This window comes from Algoriphagus sp., assembly GCF_013373065.1.
Lineage (GTDB): Bacteria > Bacteroidota > Bacteroidia > Cytophagales > Cyclobacteriaceae > Algoriphagus.
Genome location: NZ_JABXIN010000022.1, coordinates 116351 through 134837, shown reverse-complemented (window position 1 = coordinate 134837; position 18487 = coordinate 116351). Strand labels below are relative to the sequence as shown.

Sequence of the window (18487 nt, the reverse complement as noted above, 5' to 3'; positions counted from 1 at the left end):
TCCCCAGGAGGAGTTCCCACAGCAATAAATGCGACTTCTGCTCCTTGGATCGCTTCTCCCAAATCCGTGCTGAAATGCAAACGGCCACTTTCATAATTCCGAACCACGATCTCCTCCAATCCCGGTTCGTAGATAGGCATAATCCCTTTCTTGAGTTTATCTATTTTCTTTTGATCGATGTCAACACAGGTTACCTCGATCCCTACATCCGCAAAACATGCGCCTGATACAAGGCCTACATAGCCCGTTCCTACTACGGCAATTTTCATAAACTAAGCAGTAAAATTAATTTGTAAATAATCGTTCAATTAAAATTCCTAAAGTTGCCAAACTAGAGGCAATACCTATCCAACCCGATGCTGACAATCGTTCTCTTTCAGGTTTTTGTGGCACTACAATTTCAGCACCTGGCTCAACAGTAGGATAATTTTTTATTCCCAAAAAGCTTCGAGTTTGTGCGGCATCTCCATTTGCATAAACTACGTAGGACTTACTTTTTCTGGCATTTTCAGTAAACCCTCCTGCTTTGGATATGTAATGCTTCAAAGATTTTCCTTTATCAAATCGGGTAGTGGTAGGCATCAAAACCTCTCCTACCATCCGAACAGTTTGGAGCTCTTTCGGAACTTGGAGGATATCTCCTTCCATCAAAATCAAATCGGCTTCTGAGCCGGGGTTCTTCATGATATATTCCAAATCAATCCCCACTAAATCCTCTTCCTTAAATCGAGCCTTATTTAATTCTGGGTCAATAGACATCGTATCAGAAAAAGTGAAAAATTCATCAAGAACAGGTTGGTTATCTCCTTCTTCCTTTCTTTTCTGTTCGATTTCAGAAAGCTTTTTATCCACTCGCTCAAATAGTAACTTTTCCGCTTCATTCAAATCCCTGTTTGTTTCAGGATTTAATCGCTCCCACATTTGCCGAAGGCTTTCTTCTCGTAATTCCTCCTCCGTCTTTCCTTTGTAATAAACAGTCCGACGGATCAAACTAGCACCTTTAGGATATGCAAATTGTGATAAACCTCCTGCTCTCGTCACCAATTCGGATATCCGCTCATTGGCATTTCCTAAAACAAACTCTCCTGGAAACCGAACCTCTCCTCGAACTGCCACAATTTGTTCCCGTTCAAAGCCGGGACTTTTTCTGATAAAAACATGATCAAAGGGGGTCAAAGGCATCGAAGCCTCTTCTGGACTTAATTCCAAATCAGCATTGATAGTCAAGGTTGAAATCTCTGCGATTTTTCCACTGCTAGCATCCCGTGACCTGCTTGCTATTTCGATCGAACTGTTTGCTGCAGATTCCAAAAATCCTCCGGCCCGAAGAACCAAGTCTCCGATCGTCATATTAGAAGCAAATGGATAAGTTCCCGGAAAATTCACTTCCCCCGAAATCTTGACATAATATTCTTCTTGAATATCATACCGATTAGGAATAAAAAGAAGGTCTTCATTTTTTAAGACTAAATTCTCAGAAGTATTATTTAAAATTCCTTTCAAATCCAGAGTAATTGCACCTAGAGTTAAATCTGAATTGGTTCGGTAAAGGGTTGCACGCGTTGTAAACGCCTCAGGTTTTAGTCCTTCAGCTTTTTCAATTAATTCCAAAATCCCCATGCCTTCTTCAAAGGAATATTCTCCTGGACGATTGACTGCCCCACTTATCTGTACTCTATTTTGGAATCTCTCCAATACTTCCCCAACCAAAACCTCATCTCCATCTTTGGGCATAAAGGAATCAAAATTTGAGGAACTAACATCGATAACTTTCCGCTGATTATCCTCAAATCTGCGGATAGTAACTCGATCCTGAAATGCCAGCGAAGAAAATCCTCCGGCAAATTTGAAGATGTCCGCCAAAGAATTCCCTTGTACAACTTCGAAATATCCCTCTCTTCTTACTGGCCCGATCAACTCGATCCTAGCCTGATATGCTGGAACAATAATCACATCATTGTCCTGTAGCGTAATGTTAGAAGCTTGATTTCCATTGATTAAAAAATCATAAATATCTACAGTAGCTGCTAGTTTAGAATCTCGATATACTTGCACTCTTCGAAAAGCACCTTTTTCATTCGGACCACCTGCAACATATAGGGCATTAAAAACAGTCGCAAAAGATGGCAGCGTATAGGTTCCGGGTTTGGTGACTTCTCCGACCATAGAAACTTTGATGGACCGGATATTCCCCAAGCGCATTTCAATAAATGTATTTGGTGAATTACCCAACATTCCGGAATAGATTCTTCCCAAACTGGTTTTTAAGCGGGAAAGTGCTGCTTCAATGGTTGATCCTCCCACTTGAACAGGTCCCACATTAGGTATAAAAATTCTACCCTCAGGGGTTACTGTTAAATCATAGGATTGTTGGGAAGCACCATAAATATCAATAAGCAATTGGTCACCGGAACCAATAACATATGAAGAAGGTGTGGGGATGTTCAAGCTCGGACTAAAATCCAATTCACGATTATGGAATAATTTAAACCCGAAAATCTTCTTCTGTTCGGGAGTCAAATCATAGTATGGATCTGATCTTCGCAAGGAATCAAATACATCGACGCCACCTGTTTGATCTAGATTTCTTGAGAAACCACCTGTTTGAACTTGAGATTGGCCATTCCCTCCATTCATTAGTTCATTGATCCTTCTGGAAAGTTTGGCAGCCTCTGAAGGCGGCATCCCCCTTTCTTGGGCTAAGACAACCAATTGACTGGAATTGATTCCATTTGCTTGGGCTCTTTTCACCAACTGTTCTATTTGAGCATTAGATAAATCATCTACTCTCAGGTTTTGAATATCAGAAAGGTTTTGAGCCAAACTTGATCCTACGACAATTAGGAAAGCAAAAATCACTAACCATAGTTTTCGGAAAGCAATTCGATTTATATCCCTGTCTTGTATTCTTAATTTTTCCAATGAATTCAATGAATTAATTTGAAAACAGCTATAAACTCTAAAAAACTAAATGAAAAACACCTCAACCTTTTACGGAATTGAAGGTAAGAATATTTTGATTGACTAAGTTAAACTTAAGTTCTTTACCATCTCCATGAAGCAAATTTAGGATTTAAAACTAGACATCGAATACAGCTTCGCCCTTTCGGTCCCATTTTGCACCTAGCTTTTCCTGCATAAAGTTTTAAGGTCAAACCTAGACCCCTATATTTCTATCAAATAGAACCAACCCAGAAGATTCCATCCGGTTGGACCTTAAAGTGAAAATCACTTTTCTATTGATCAATTCCTCCAATCGCTTGGTCAAGCCTTTGATATAATCCTGGTTTAAGTCCTTTCCAATCACAACTACATCTATTTTCCCAGAATCAACTCCTCTGGAAAGATCACCCACGAGCATTACTTGATCAACCTCCCCCATTCTCTCCAGAATCTGTTCCAGAAGCTTATCCAGTCCTAAATATTTTCTGATGATATCTCGAATATTTATGTAAAACGGGTGGTTAGTATTTGCCTTGTAGGATATTTTGTTCTTATCCGACTCTTTCACCAAAACCCCAGCTTGGGTGAGATTATTTAGCTCTTTTCGAATAGCATTGGTAGATTCACCAAACTCATCCGCCAATCCTCGCAGGTGGCTTTGTGTTTGATGATTCACAAAAAACTTAACCAATAGCCTCAATCGAGTCTTTGAGGTGATCAGAGAATCCAGCATTAAAAATTAATTGTGAAATCGAGTACCAAAGGTACTCATTTGGAAGAATCGATGAAATTATTTTTCTCCTATTTTTCCTAGAATTAAAAACAAAAGCAAAGATCTAAGACCTATCCCATGTAAATATTTTCTGGTTTTCTTTTGAAAACATTTCGAAGAAGTTGTCCACTCCAAGAAGAAAAAGAACCTAGCAAAAAGCCTAGAAAGCCTGTTGCCAATAAGAGCAAAGTCCCATTTCCCAGGCCAAATAACTGAGCCATTTTATCCGGTAGACTACTTCCTGTTTCGGCAGTAAGGTAGAAGGCTAGGCCCATCCAGGCAATTCCCATCCCAAAACCTCCACCAAAAAATGCTGCAGCTCCACCAGGTTTCAGTAGCAAAGCCAAAACTCCCAATCCAATCATCACTCCCCAAAAGGGTATAAAGGGATTCAATATTAAAACTAGGGCAGTGGCTAAAAAGAGATAAACTAGGAATTTCATAATTAGTTTGTAAAGGTGGTTTGAAACAACAAATTTTCTTCTTGATCTTCACTTCTGAGGTTAAAATTCAGGTAGTCCCCATTTGCCCATTTTGATATAAAATTTGCATAAAATTTACTTCCCGGATTTCCGGATTGCCCTCCTGGATAAATACCAAATGCTTGGATTGGATTCCCTAATTCTACGACCATTCTCCAACTGGCGCCATGTCGCTCGCTGGTAGCATTCAAAATCCCTCTACCTCCTCCAGTATATACATTTTCAACAGAGAAAGGTCTAAACTGAGGAACCAAATGTTGGATACTGGTACGCTTATAATTTGCCCAGGTATAATCACCTTCTTGCTCTTCCCATTCCCTCATGGCCTCTACCATTTCCATAAATCCGGCCCTAACATGATCTCGAGCAGTTTCCACTTTTTCAGTTCCTTCATAATTAAAAAATTCACTTGAGGGTGTATTTGCCATCAGTTTTACGGTCTGATAATTATTGGGCAGAACGACAGGAACAGCCCAAGATCTCCATTCACCCCAAACCTGATTAAAGGTTTTAGACCACCAAATATAAAATAAGGTTGGTGCTTTTTGATTGGGATCAGCATAGTAATCCCAGCTTTCCAACTCAGCCAGATAGGTGGACGCTTTATCATCAAGTTCCTGATTTCCTAATAAATCCAGCATTACAGGGAGGGCTTCCGCAGCATGGAGGTAATAATCATCAAATTGCAATTCCTTCATCTGATCAATCGTAATCGAATTCATTTCACGAAGCCGATTATTTAGGCGTCTATTTCGATAATGCTCATAGCTATTATCGAAGACATAATAAGGATAAGAAGGATCTACTGGATGTTGATTTGCAGATGAAACGAACCCACGATCAGGGTTTAAAGTACTTGGATTATGCTCGTTAGGAATAAATGCCTGCCATTCCATCTGGGGATCTGCACCATCCATGAAAAATTTCCCTTGACCTTTCCATTTGACAGGAAATTTCCCTTGGATCCGCATAGCAATATCTCCAGACACAGAGGCAAAAACAAAGTTTTGAGCCGGTGCGGTATAATGATTTAAGGCCTCATTGTAATCCGCATGATTTTGAGCCTTGTTTAATTTGATAAAAGTTAATTGCTCATTGGACCCCATATGAGCAGTCCACTTTAAAGCAAAATTCACATCCTGACGATCACTTCTAAAGGAATGATCATAGACCACAGGCCCATAATGCGTATATACTACCGTGTCGAAGAAAGAATCTTGGCCTTTAACTTTAATCTCTTCGATTCGGTGATTTGCTTCCCGCCATTCTTCGCCATACCGGTAGCTTTTTCTCGAATCATCTTCAAATGTAATCTTATACCAATCTCTCGCATCTTTGGTGGCATTGGTTACGCCCCAAGCAATATGTTCGTTAAACCCGGAAATCACTCCCAACGCACCCGGCAAGGTTGCTCCTTTTACGCGATGTTCTGGAGTACTGAGCTGCATACTGTACCATAAGGAAGGCAAATTGAGGCTAAGGTGCGGATCATTTGCCAAAATCGGATTACCGCTTTTGGTTTTGGAACCTGATACAGCCCAATTGTTTGAGCCTACGCCTTCTTCAGGTTGTGGCAAGGGATCAATTACTAGTTCATCATTTGGATAACTATTTTCAAGCGGTGGAACCACTGAGACGGGTTCAAAATCCCAGATTCGCTCCGCCTCAATTACAGGATCATTTTCTTCTGGAAATTCAGGAAATAAGACATCGAGTTTTTGCTCGCCTAAGATTTTTCGAAGATTAGAAAATTCTAAATCGCGATCTCCTACCAACATATCTGACATGTATTTCAGGAGCAGTAAGGATTTGAAAGACGACCAATTCTCTGGTCGGTAGTTCAATATTTTATACTCCACAGGTAAGCGTGCATCATTTAAGCTTTCAATATATTGGTTTACGCCATCTGCATACGCTTCCAATAATTCTAGCATTTCGGGATTAGTTTCTTTTACGAATTCATACCCGAGCTCTGCTCCATATGCTAATCCTTTTCTTCTTGTCATCCGATCCAACTCCAAGGCCACTGGCCCTACAATTTCAGATATTCTACCTGCAGCGGCCATGGTCTGAAATTCCATTTGCCAAAGCCGATGTTGGGCAGTAACATAACCTTGAACTCGATATAAATCCTCTTCATTTTCAGCAAAAATGTGCGGAATTAGATTTTCATCATAAGCAACTTTAACAGGAGCAGAAAGACCCTCTAGTTGAATATTTTCCTCAGCCAGTTGATCCTCACTATACATATTTTGCCAAAAGCCATGGTTGGGATCAAGTAAAGGCGCAACTGGTGGTGCCGGGCCCATGGGAATAGATACCACATTACCCAAGACAACCGTGATGAGCAAAACTAAAATGAATGAGAAAGTCTTCATGAAATGAAAGGATGATTCAAAGGCTGGCAATATAAGAAAAACCAAAAAATCAATGCATTAGGCGGCGCTTGAAATTAAAAAACCCGGCTAAAAAACCGGGCTCTTTTGAAATAGAAAATTCTATTGAATTTGGATAGGAAGTTTCAGTTTTTCCCATCGAATCACAATTCCAGGCTCCTCTATATCAATGGAAAGTCTTTCTTGAGAAGTTTCTTCCCATTCAGGACTTACTTCTACCCGAAGCACATCTTTCTTTTCATCATATTGAAAATGACCATGTTCCAGATCCCATTCAGAATTTAAAATAACTGTCCAATCACCACTTTCTCTGGGGATAGTAAACAGGGAATATTTCCCAGCTGCTATGGATTGTCCCTCCACAGTCATCTCCTCTGCCAAATCTATGTAGGTAGCTTCATTGGCTCCTGTTCTCCAGACTACGTTATAGGGCACGAGGTCTCCCCAAATCTGTCTTCCTTTCACGGAGGGTGAGCCATACTGAATCTTAAATGCCTTTCCTGAAATATTCCCCTCTTTAACTTCTAGGGGACTTGGACGGGATTGCTCAGTGGACTCTTCTGCCATTTCAGTACCGGAAGTATCTTCAGCGGTTTCAGAATTTTTGCTTCCACAGGAATCAAAAACAAGAATCGCCAATAAGGCTGGAATAATTAGGTATCTTTTTTTCATAGTCACTAATTTATTTCAAATAATCATCATTTCATCAACATTCATAATTTCTGCTCGTTCAAGAGGATTATAATCTACCAATCGGATTTAAATAATTTTCAATTTAGCACCACTTTTGTTTGATTACGGATTCATTGATTCACTTGTTGAGCTTTATTTTCAATTAAAACAAAAATCTTCCCAAATTACGCTTAATGAAATTTATCGCCTGGTTACTTTTTATAGCTTCACTTCTCATTTTTGGGAGCGTTTACATCCAGCCAGTCGATTTTCAATACATTGGGCTTCTTCCCTTTTTTATTCCCCTTTTCTGGTTGTTGAATTTTTTCTTGTTCCTCATCCTTCTAATCGCGTGGAAAAAAACAGCCTGGATTCCTTTTTTAGCTTTGCTGATTGGCTATCGCTTTTTAGAAATTAGCTTTCAGTGGCATCCAAAAAACGATTCTACCGAAGGCCTTCAGGTTTTGAGTTACAACGTACATCTCTTCGACTACAAAAGACGAACCGGAGGTCAGTTTGATCCCAATATTTTTACTTGGATCCAAGATCATCCTGCGCAGATCAAAAGCTTTCAGGAATTTTATCAGGACAACACCTCTGCCTCCCGAAATGCGGTTGATCTTTTGGGCGAAAAAAATAATCGGGAAATCTACTATGAAATCATAGAAGGGAATCCAATGAGGAGGTCTTTTGGATTGGCCATCACCTCCACCTTACCTATTATCAATCAGGGAAAAGTATTTGATAACAGCCGGACCAATGGAGCTATCTTCGCAGATATTCTCTATGAGGGAGACACGATCCGAATCTACAATTGTCATCTAGAATCCATGAAAATTGAGTCAGATAAACTGGATGAATTAGAGGAAGTGAAAGCGAATTACCGACAAACCTTGAAAAAGCTTCATGAAGGAAGTTTGAATAGAAGCAGACAAGTCACTGTTATCGAGAGACATATCGAAAGTTGTCCCTATCCGGTGATTCTCATGGGAGATTTAAATGAAGTCCCTTACTCTAATAATTATTTCCGCCTGAGCGAACTGCTTTCAAATGCTTTTGAACAAGCTGGTAGAGGTTTTGGATTTACGTACAATCGTATCCTGTTTTTCTTGAGGATAGATCACATCTTTTCATCCAGTGAGCTTAAAGCCATCCAGTTTGAAACTCATCAGGAAGTCGACTATTCGGACCACTATCCTATTTCTGCGACCTTTCAACTTAGCGAATAAGGCTTTTCTTTGAAGCTTTTTCCTCCCATACTTTTTTCATAGGAAGTAATAAAAGGGGCAGTAAAAAAAGGTCGGCCAAAAGGGCAAAGATCAAAGCACAAGCAATCAAAATCCCCGAATAAAAAGTAACCCCAAAATCACTAAACATAAACAGGCTAAAACCACAGACCAAAATCAATGTGGTTAGGATCAAAGCTTTTCCTGTCTCCAAAAACGTACGCTTCAAGGCATAGAGGAAATTTTTTCCTGCATTTAATTCAGTCTTTAATCTTGCCATAAAATGAATGCTGTCATCCACTGCGATTCCAAAAGCTACTGTAAATAAAATTGCAGTAGTCAACTTTAAATCAATCCCAAAAATATACATCACCAAGAGCATCAGACCCAATGGGATAATATTTGGCAAAAGAAGAATGAGCGAAATTCTCCAGGATCGAAATAGTATTCCTGCAATAATCCCAACAAGGACAAATGCTACACCAAGGCCTCTAGCCATTTGTCGGGTAACCGATTCATGTCCTCTATCGATCAGATAGGCTGTTCCGGTCCATTGAACTCGCAATAAGTCAGTATTAATTTCTTTTTCGACAAACTCTTTAAAGGAATTTCTAATCTCACCCATCTTATGGCTACCCAAATCTGGTAATCGCCCACTAATTCGAGCCATTTGGGTTTCAGAATCATAAACCTCTGAAAGGAATTGATCCCCGCTACGATCCATCAACCGTTTTATCCGAAGATATTGCCCTCTGGAGGGAAACTGAAAAGCCGCGGGATTTCCTTGATTTTGTGCTTGGTTTAACGTTTTTACCACAGTCAAAGGAGTAAGCAACTGAACCTCCCCGAAATAGTGAAAAAGTTCCTCCTCCACTTTTTGGATTTCCTTAAACACCTCAAAATCAAAAATGGATTCATCGGAATTCGCTGTCCAAAGAGCAATTTCTAAAGGGTTGGATCCTCCAAACTGCTGATCAAAATATTCAAAATTGGAACGAATAGGATGATCAATGGGAAGATTATCCAATAAATAACCATTGACTCGAACCTGATAACCTAAAAAGCCAGATAACAGACTCAGGCCCAAAAAAACGCCAATAACAGCTTTTTTATTACGAAGCAATTCTAAAAATACCGAATGAAGTTTCAAGTTAATTTTCGGTTTCACTCGCCTTTCACTCCCTTGGACTTTTATCAATAATAAAATCCCGGGTGTTATTAACATTACTGCTAGAAACATTACAAAAATCCCAATCCCGGTGGTTAGCCCAAAATCCTTCAATGCAGGTACAGAAGTAAACCACAGGGAAAGAAAACCAAAAGCTGTGGTGAGCATCGTTAATCCTACAGGAGGAGCCAGCTGACTAAAAGTTTTTAAAATAGCCTGGTCACTTGAAACACCTGTTCGTAATGCTTTAACAAGATGAGTAAAGAAATGAACCAATGCCCCCAACCCTACAATCAAAAAAATGGTCGGTTGCATGACTGACATCAAGGAAAGCGGTTTTCCCAACCAAAGAATAATCCCAAAAGCCCAAACAATCCCGGTACCCAAAACCAAAAAAGAGACAACAACTCCCCACCAGGTTCGAAAAATCAAAATCAAAAGCCCAATCATGACAAGAATAGAAATCCCCAAAAAGAACCCAAACTCCCGCTGCATGAGCACCACAAAATCACGTTGGGTCTGAATTTTCCCAGCTACAGCTCGTAAAATCAAATTTGAATCCGAGATCTCCTTTTGAATCTTCCCATAGAGAATATCTCCTTCTTCTTTGGAAATATTTTTTTGATGTTTTACCAACAGCAAAAGCCCTTTCCCATCTTTTGAAATAAACTTTTCTCCTAGAGAAAAATCGGAAATAGACTTCTCCACCTTTTTTTCATTAAAAGAAACCAGTGGCTGGAATTGAATTCCAAATGGAGAAATTCTAGGCTTTTTGATCGTTAAAACGGAAATAACCGTGTCAATTTTATCAAGCGATGTAATAGCTTCTTGGAGCTTTTGTAGACGGATTAGGAAATCAGAATCCCAAGGCCCTTGATCTCTATTTTCAAAAGCCAAGAGCAAATAATCATTATCACTTCCAAATTTATTTGCGTATTCCTTATAAAAATCTAGCCCTTCATCATCCTGAGGAAAGAACTGTTCAAAATCATAATCAAAAGCTGGCTTTGGAGGAAAGACCAAAAAGCTTAACGAAAATAGAATAGAGAAAAAAAGTAAGAGAAGGGACCGACGCTTCGACCACATACTTTCAGTTTGTATTTTGTTTGACAATTATAAGCAGATTTAAGCTCCTTTGTTTTCTGAGATTCCGATTTTCAAAGGAAGCTTGTATCTTAGATCATCGATTAAATTCAACATACAAACCATGAAGCAATACCACGAATTGATGCAAAAAATCCTGGACGAAGGGGTGAAAAAAACTGACAGAACCGGTACTGGAACGCTCAGTATTTTTGGGCATCAAATGCGATTTGACCTTTCGGAAGGGTTTCCGGTAGTTACGACTAAAAAACTTCACCTTCGATCAATCATTATTGAATTGCTCTGGTTTTTGAAAGGAAGCACCAATATTGGCTGGCTAAAAGAAAATGGAGTATCGATTTGGGATGAATGGGCTGATGAAAATGGTGATTTGGGACCTGTCTATGGCTATCAGTGGCGTCATTGGCCTGACGGGAAAGGTGGCGAGATTGATCAGATCAAGAAACTTATCGACCAAATCAAAAATAAGCCTGATAGTCGAAGGCATATTGTTAGCGCTTGGAATGTTGCAAACGTAGACCAAATGGCTTTACCTCCTTGTCATACCCTTTTCCAATTTTATGTGGCAGACGGAAAACTATCCTGTCAATTATACCAAAGAAGTGCTGACGTATTTCTAGGTGTGCCTTTTAATATTGCCTCTTATGCTTTATTCACGATGATGGTAGCACAAGTATGTGATCTTGAACCGGGTGATTTTGTCCATACGTTTGGAGATGCACACCTCTACTTGAATCACTTAGAGCAAGCAAATCTTCAATTGAGTCGGGAATGTCGTACACTCCCAACTATGAAAATTAACCCGGAAGTAAAAGACATTTTCGGGTTCAAGTATGAAGATTTTGAATTAGTGAATTATGATCCCCATCCACATATAAAAGCTCCAGTAGCTGTGTGAGAAAATCTGAATTGCGATGCTAAATCTACAAAGAGAAAAACTGATCGATCGTTACATCACTGCCTATAACAATCTCGAGCTTAACGGGATGGTTGAAGTGCTACACAAGGACGTGGTTTTCGAAAATTATACAGATGGAAAATTAACAACGAGTACTCAAGGAATCGATGCTTTCAAAAAGCAGGCTGAACAAGCCATAAAACTATTTGAAAGTCGCAATCAATCTCCTGAAAAATGGATCCATCAAACTCGATTTACAGAAGTCCACTTAGATTATCAGGCAGTACTTGCTGAAGATTTACCTGAAAAAGGCCTTCGAAAAGGAGATGAGCTCAAATTGAAAGGCAAATCTAAATTTGAATTCAAGGATGGCTTAATCTCCAAAATTGAAGATTACGCTTAAAAATAAAAGGCTGTCAATTTTAAAATTGACAGCCTTTTTTGATTACCATTTAATCTTCCAATTCATATTTAAGAGTTCTTCCCTTTTCCACAGCTGGAAGACCCTCAGTCATCCAAAGTGGCGCGGGAGCTCCTTTCAAATAATGATCAAAGAATTGGCTCAATCGAATAGAAAGATCTTTTCTGTTTTTTCGCTGACGCAAATTGTGATCTTCTCCATTATACTGAAGTAACCAAGCAGGTTGATTCAAGCGCTTAAGAGCCATGAACATTTCAATCCCTTGATACCATGGCACAGCACCATCTTCGTCATTGTGCATGATCAAAACAGGAGTCTGAACACGGTCCATAAAGAACAATGGGGAGTTTTCAATGTAATACACTGGTTTTTCCCATAGGGTACCTCCGATTCTAGATTGTGTTTGTTCGTATTGGAACATTCGGCTCATTCCAGTTCCCCAACGAATCCCGCCATAAGCAGAGGTCATATTGACCACCGGTGCTCCTGCTCCAGCCGCCTTGAACATATTCGTTTGAGTGATCAAATAGGCCACTTGATAGCCTCCCCAGCTTTGACCTTGAATAGCCATATTTTCTGCATCCACAAATCCTCTCGCTACGATGGATTGCACACCTGGAATAATGCAATTGTAGGCACTAGGACCCGGCAAACCTAAATCATATTTGATATCCGGAACAAAAACCAGGTAGTCATTGCTAACAAAATAAGGGATGTTTATCGTAGAAGCCGAAGGCGCTGGCGTGCGGTAATTATACAATCCATCGCTATTCCGTTCATAGAAATAAACCATCATCGGGTATTTCTTAGCTGGATCAAAATACTCAGGTTTAAAAAGCAATCCTTGTAAAGGAGTCCCATCGTTGGCTAAGTAGCTTACCAATTCCACACTTCCCCATTTGATTTGAGCCTGTTGTGGATTAAGGTTGGAAACCTTCTTGAGTTCTTTAAACTTCAAATCTCCCATATACAAATCAGGGTTTTCCTGGTAGGTGCTTCGACGGATTAGGATTTCATCAGAATCCTTAGCTTTTTTCAATCCAAAATAACGATGGGGAGTCATCAAAATCTTTTCCAACTTCGCTCCATTCACATCCCCTTTATACATCCCAGATTCCTTAGTCGTTTCATTGAATGCCGTGAAATAAAGGGTAGATTTTGGATCGATATAGCGTTCTTCCGAATCAATAGGTTGCCTTCTGAATTCTATCTTAATTTTCCGGCCTTCACCCTTTGTAATCATCTGAGCATTAGCTGGATTTTTGGGGTCTATTTTCCATACATCATACCGGTCGTTGATCAAAATCGCAGCATCATCGGCTAACCAACCGCCAGTTCCATAAGAACCAGGCAAAGAAGGAGAATCGTGAAGTTCTTCATAAAAAGAAACATCTATCCCTTCCGTCAAATTGATCCGCTTGTTTGATTGTAGATCATAAGCAACCCAGGCACTGTCTCTTGAAGCATACCAAGTCACATAATTTCCGGCAGGAGATAGACTAGGCATTCCCGGCACATCTTTTTCAATGAGTGTTCTCGCACCGGTTTTCAAATCCACTAAATAAACATCTCTTCCAATCTGAATATTCCAGCTATATTCTCGACGATAAGGGGCATCAGTCCATGCTACCGCTACAGTGTTTTCGATTTTGCTAGGAAGCATTACATTTTTCACTTCCCGGTCCTCGAGTTGTTTGATTTGATCAATTGCTAAATCGAAGACCGCCTTGTAAGCACGCTTTTCCTCCCGGGATTTATTTCGAAGTTGCATGGGCTGAATCTCAGCATCCTGCCATCCCCAAATATCCAAGCTCACCCGATCCTCATCCAAAATGGTGGTATCTTCTTCGTAAGCATAGGTTTTATAATCTTCCGCTACTCCAAAAAACAATAGTTTCTCATCTTCCGAGAACTGTAAGGATTCATCCTGACTGATTCGACTTGATTCTAAAATTCCAGCAGCATTTTTATCAGCAACTGCTTCTAATTCACCAGATGCAGTTTGATATAGCATCAATGAATAGTACGGTTTTTCAGCTTTGGTTGAATCATCTGTCGTAACGAAAGCCAAGTAGGAAGAATTAGGAGAAAACCGCATTCGACTGTATTCAGTATATCCCTCATGAATGGTGGATTCAGTTCCTGACTCCAGATTTAAAATATGAATGGCAGCATTATCCAAGGTATCCTCTTCGGCAAGAACGAACTGAAGGAAATCACCTTTTGGAGAAAAACCGAAACTTTTCACCCGCTCAAATTCATAGCTCTTGCCTCCATCCAGACTCCGGACTAAGAGCTTTGTCCCATCCGTTTTTTTAGGTTTTTCAGCTTTTGCTGTAGAATCTGCCGGATCTTTTTTTGCAGGTTTCTCTTTTTCAAATTGAATTGCAATCCAACTTCCTTCTTTTTCAGGTATTGAAAATGCCTTAACCTGTGCAAATTTCTCCAAAGAACCTTTCTTCAAATCATAGATGAAAAGACTATCCTTTGGCATATCATCCTTCTTGGTCTTCTTTAATTTCAAAACCCGAACTGAATCATACTGAGGGACAATTTTACCAACAGCAAATGCATCATCAGGGGTAAAGTCCCAACCTGATGCTCGGGGAATAATCATCTTTTTTGAAGGGTTTCGATAGGGCATCAATTCCAATCTTCCATCCCCTTCTTGAGGTGAAATCATGTATCCTACCCATTCTCCATTTTTTGTGATTCGGTCGGAAGACAAGCTCTCCCACCCATCGTAATCTGCATGAGTCAAAGACCTTTTTTGTTGGGCCTCTGCTTGAATACTTAGTAATAGGACCGCAACGAGCCCCATTCCTAGCGTTCTTTTTAACATTGACATAAAATAATTGAATTAGTTAAGCTTAAAATCTTGTACAAAAAGTCCCCCTCTTGTTGAGGACAGTTTTATTTTACCCTCGACTGGCTCATCTCCTGATACTTCTACTTGGAAAGTAACTGTTTTAAACTCACCCTTTCCAGTATGGCCGGCATAGATGGTTTTATCATAGAGTTCTGGAGAAACGATTTTCACTTTGGCATTTTCATAGCCTTCAGTCAACTCTTTTTTGAATTCCAAGGAAACCCGGTCCTCCTGAACAATTTTTACCAATTTAGCTTGCTCAAGAGCTACAGGAAGTCCTCCCACATTGGTCCACTGAAGCGTGATTTCATAAAGCCCATCCTTTAATTTTTCAACTACAGGAGCTTCCACTTTTATTTCGGGGAGTCGCTTAGCCATTGCAAGGTTGAAGAGTGCCTGCTTTTTAGCCCAATTTTCTAACTGCCATGTCGGACCATTCTGTCCGAAAAATTTGGGATGAAAACCACCAATCTCAACATCGCCCAATTCGGGATGCTTAAAAGGAGTCCAAGATTTAAAGCCTTTCCCTCCATTTTCTTCTTCATCCCAAACCAACCCATCGTAATCGTCATAGATCCCATCTTGGTTGTAATCTTTCATTGCTCCGTTATTCCAGAGCTCATCTCCATACCAGATACTTCCAAAATAGAAATAGCCAAAATCAGGACCATGACCAAACAACGGAGAAGGTTTCAAGGGATCTCCAGTCATTCGATTGACTTTATATCGGGTTGCATAGGTTTCGTAAACATCTCCCGCCCAAGGATAGGCAGTGTAGGAAAGCCCTAGCTCATCCATTTCTTTGTAAATCGCTAAATCCTCTGGATACATGCGCTCTTCACTTTTGGATGTTGATGGTGGTCGAAGGTGCATAGGAACTCGCGTATCCATCGAATTCACCACTGAAATATTCGGATGACTAAGGATCCAAAGAACTGTGGAACGCGTTTCTGCTTCACTTAATGGATATTGCCCAGCTCCGTATTGGGTGTATCCCCTACCTGTCAAATCACCTCCTATATCGGGGCGCCAGTTTTCAGGATAATTACGATGCAGATCAAGTCCTCCTATGCCATCTTCATTGTAATCCCCATCCCCATCATTATCAATCCCTTCAGTGAATAACAAATAATCTCCTTTACCTGGAAAAACTCGTTTCATCAGTTTACCTGAAGGATGGGATGGATCAATGATGTAATTGGCTTTTTTCTTTTCTTCTTCTGTTTCAGCCTTTTTACGGATTTGGTAAATAATCCCATCTCCATCCAAGTCCTCTTCTGGATCTTCATCAATCAAGCCATCTCGATCATTATCATGGGGACGAACGGTACTTCGATTCCGCTGCGCAGTGTATAAATAGAGATTAGATCCATCGGGGTTGTTTTGAGGACGAAGATAGATTGCCTTTGTATCTATCAAATGAGTGATCTCTTCATCTTTCCCATAATTCTCCAATAAGTGTTTGGTCAGCCAAAGGATTGATTCACTGGAAGTGATTTCACCAGAATGTCGTCCTCCTTCAAAATAGGCAGCAGGTTTATCGGTATCCTTCCCTGTCTTTTTATTGGTGATCGTCATTTGATAAATCGGACGGCCTTCAAAAGAGTATCCAATGACATACAAATCTGTGATTTCAGGAAAGTCCTGCGCCCATTTTTCATACCAATGGTACATCACTTCGACTGTGTGATAAGAGTCAAATGTCAACTGCTCTCCAGGGGTGTATTCCACTTCAGGAAAAACCTCTTTTTTAAAGAAGGAAGGACCATGCCTTTCCCCCTGAACAGTGTAGAATGTTGATTTTTCGTTTTTCTCCGGAAAAGGTTTCTCTGACCGAAAATCCTTCACCTGCGCGTAGGCCTGGCCCATGAAAAGAGCCAAAAAGACCAAAAAGAAATATTTTCGCATGTTGATAGTGGTTACTTTTCAGGGTAAAAGTAAAAAAGCAGTCAAATCACTGCACCACCATTTAAAAAAAAGTATTGAAAATTCGACTTACTTTCTGATTGTCAATTCGAATGCTTCAGAACGATAGGAATCAAAACCTGGAACAGGCTTTAATTCAGGCAATTTACGAATCAGATAATCCAAGCGCTCTTTCAATCCCTTATCCACTTCGGTCATCATCTCATACCCGGACAATTTTCCACTTGAATTGATGAGTAAAAGCACTTTTACTTCTTCATATTCCCGAGATTTTTTAGTGCGGAATAAAAAAGGAGAATACGAATCAATCATGTCCAATGTATATTCTGGCCAAGTCCAATGGGATTCAAGATTGTCAGCAATATTCTTTTCAATAATTGACAATGGCTTCAAATCCGCCATCTCGTAATGATTAGATGCATTTGATAAATCCGAGGTTTCGACTGTCCGTAGGCGAATATTGTGGTAAGCAACCTCTGGGCCCATTGATAAAATAGTATGATCACCCTGTGCGTGGGAATTTTTTGCGGGCTGAAAAGCGGAAAGAAAAACCACTACTACAACTAAAATAAATCGGCTAAATGTTGTCTTGTTTTTCATGATGACCTAAAGAATATCCAAAAATACATAGATTTTTTTTTCAAATACAATTTTTTGCATTTTATTTTTCTCATGGAAAACAAAAAAGTCTCGCCAAAGACAAGACTTTTTTCAGAATATAAACCCAAATATAACTTTAGAGATTAAAAGTTCGATTTTCGACCGAAAATTCGGGGATCAGACTGACTGCCAAAATTTTTAGCTTATCAAAACTCTTTATCCGAAATTTTCTCAAACTTAATGACTCGGCTTCAAAGTAAAAACATTTTCAATTTAATTACAAATTGAAAAAATAATTTTGCAATATTTTGAACAATCTCTAATTTACTGGCAGATTCATTAAAAATCATCTAAATCCAAAGCAAAAAGATGGATAAAATTTTAGATATCGATAACATAGACCTCAAGATCATTTCCCTACTCAACGAGGACGCAAAAACACCCTATACAGAAATCGCCAAAAAAGTTTTTGTTTCTTCTGGTACCGTCCATGTAAGAATGAAGAAATTGGAGGATATGGGAATTGTTAAAAGCGCAACGCTAAATATCAATTTTACAAAGTTGGGCTATGATATTGCCGCCTTTTTGGGGATTTATTTGGAAAAAAGCTCTCTCTATGATACTGTGATTGAGCGCCTAAAAGAAATACCAGAGGTAGTTAACGCTTATTATACTACGGGAAACTATTCCATTTTCGCAAAAATTATCTGTAGAGACACCAACCATCTTCGTCTGGTATTAGATAAAATTCAGAAAGTAGAGGGAATCGATCGAACAGAAACATTGATCGTTCTGGAAGAAAGTATCAATCGACCTATTCAGTTTTTTGATAAAGAAAGCAAGTAATCTTACTACTTAGACTAAATCTAAATAAAATAAACTGATTTCAAGGAAGCCAATTACAGGCTTCCTATTTTTTTATTTAGCCCTCCTAGAAAATGGTAAATAGGGATTTTTGGCTCATTTTCATTGACAAACAGCATCCCTGATAGAATTTTCAAATGAAATTG

General features: G+C 39.5%; 14 protein-coding genes. 4 read left to right on the top strand and 10 right to left on the bottom strand.

The genetic code is table 11. The features are described 5' to 3' along the window. From HWE15_RS14165 to HWE15_RS14140, 6 genes are all read right to left on the bottom strand, one after another. On the bottom strand, positions 1–269 hold a 269-nt coding region (locus HWE15_RS14165), incomplete at its 3' end, for a 3-hydroxyacyl-CoA dehydrogenase NAD-binding domain-containing protein (protein ID WP_290508199.1). 16 nt (positions 270–285) lie between these two features. Then, a complete protein-coding gene (locus HWE15_RS14160) occupies positions 286–2859 on the bottom strand; it encodes an SLBB domain-containing protein (RefSeq protein ID WP_290508198.1) in 2574 nt (857 codons plus the stop codon). Between the two features lie 298 nt (positions 2860–3157). Next, on the bottom strand, positions 3158–3676 hold the full coding sequence (locus HWE15_RS14155) for an ArsR family transcriptional regulator (RefSeq protein ID WP_290508197.1): 519 nt from the start codon (positions 3674–3676) through the stop codon (positions 3158–3160). 110 nt (positions 3677–3786) lie between these two features. Then, complete coding sequence (locus tag HWE15_RS14150) at positions 3787–4158, bottom strand: hypothetical protein (protein ID WP_290508196.1); 372 nt, start codon at positions 4156–4158, stop codon at positions 3787–3789. Positions 4159–4160: 2 nt separating this feature from the next. Continuing rightward, positions 4161–6575 carry a penicillin acylase family protein gene (locus HWE15_RS14145; protein ID WP_290508195.1) on the bottom strand — a complete coding sequence of 805 codons (2415 nt, stop codon included), beginning with the start codon at positions 6573–6575 and terminating at the stop codon, positions 4161–4163. Between the two features lie 120 nt (positions 6576–6695). Then, positions 6696–7265 (bottom strand): DUF2911 domain-containing protein, encoded by a 570-nt coding sequence (locus tag HWE15_RS14140; protein ID WP_290508194.1) that lies wholly within the window; start codon positions 7263–7265, stop codon positions 6696–6698. Positions 7266–7459: 194 nt separating this feature from the next. Here HWE15_RS14140 and HWE15_RS14135 point away from each other — a divergent pair, with 194 nt between their 5' ends. Then, a complete protein-coding gene (locus HWE15_RS14135) occupies positions 7460–8494 on the top strand; it encodes an endonuclease/exonuclease/phosphatase family protein (protein WP_290508193.1) in 1035 nt (344 codons plus the stop codon). On the opposite strand, the gene HWE15_RS14130 is transcribed toward HWE15_RS14135, so the two are convergent. Then, a complete protein-coding gene (locus HWE15_RS14130) occupies positions 8484–10772 on the bottom strand; it encodes an efflux RND transporter permease subunit (RefSeq protein WP_290508192.1) in 2289 nt (762 codons plus the stop codon). The genes HWE15_RS14135 and HWE15_RS14130 overlap by 11 nt on opposite strands. Positions 10773–10866: 94 nt before the next feature. Here HWE15_RS14130 and HWE15_RS14125 point away from each other — a divergent pair, with 94 nt between their 5' ends. Both HWE15_RS14125 and HWE15_RS14120 read left to right on the top strand, forming a co-directional pair. Further along, complete coding sequence (locus HWE15_RS14125) at positions 10867–11661, top strand: thymidylate synthase (protein ID WP_290508191.1); 795 nt, start codon at positions 10867–10869, stop codon at positions 11659–11661. Between the two features lie 16 nt (positions 11662–11677). Then, positions 11678–12064, top strand: coding sequence for a nuclear transport factor 2 family protein (locus tag HWE15_RS14120; protein ID WP_290508190.1), 387 nt, complete (start codon positions 11678–11680; stop codon positions 12062–12064). A 49-nt stretch (positions 12065–12113) separates the two neighbouring features. Here the strand turns inward: HWE15_RS14120 and HWE15_RS14115 are convergent, their stop codons facing one another. From HWE15_RS14115 to HWE15_RS14105, 3 genes are all read right to left on the bottom strand, one after another. Next, complete coding sequence (locus HWE15_RS14115) at positions 12114–14924, bottom strand: prolyl oligopeptidase family serine peptidase (RefSeq protein ID WP_290508189.1); 2811 nt, start codon at positions 14922–14924, stop codon at positions 12114–12116. A gap of 18 nt (positions 14925–14942) precedes the next feature. Further along, on the bottom strand, positions 14943–16859 hold the full coding sequence (locus HWE15_RS14110; protein WP_290508188.1) for a M14 family metallopeptidase: 1917 nt from the start codon (positions 16857–16859) through the stop codon (positions 14943–14945). A gap of 87 nt (positions 16860–16946) precedes the next feature. After that, positions 16947–17477, bottom strand: coding sequence for a hypothetical protein (locus HWE15_RS14105; protein ID WP_290508187.1), 531 nt, complete (start codon positions 17475–17477; stop codon positions 16947–16949). Between the two features lie 369 nt (positions 17478–17846). Between HWE15_RS14105 and HWE15_RS14100 the strand changes: the two genes are divergently transcribed. Beyond that, complete coding sequence (locus HWE15_RS14100) at positions 17847–18323, top strand: Lrp/AsnC ligand binding domain-containing protein (RefSeq protein WP_290508186.1); 477 nt, start codon at positions 17847–17849, stop codon at positions 18321–18323. Positions 18324–18487: the final 164 nt, after the last annotated feature.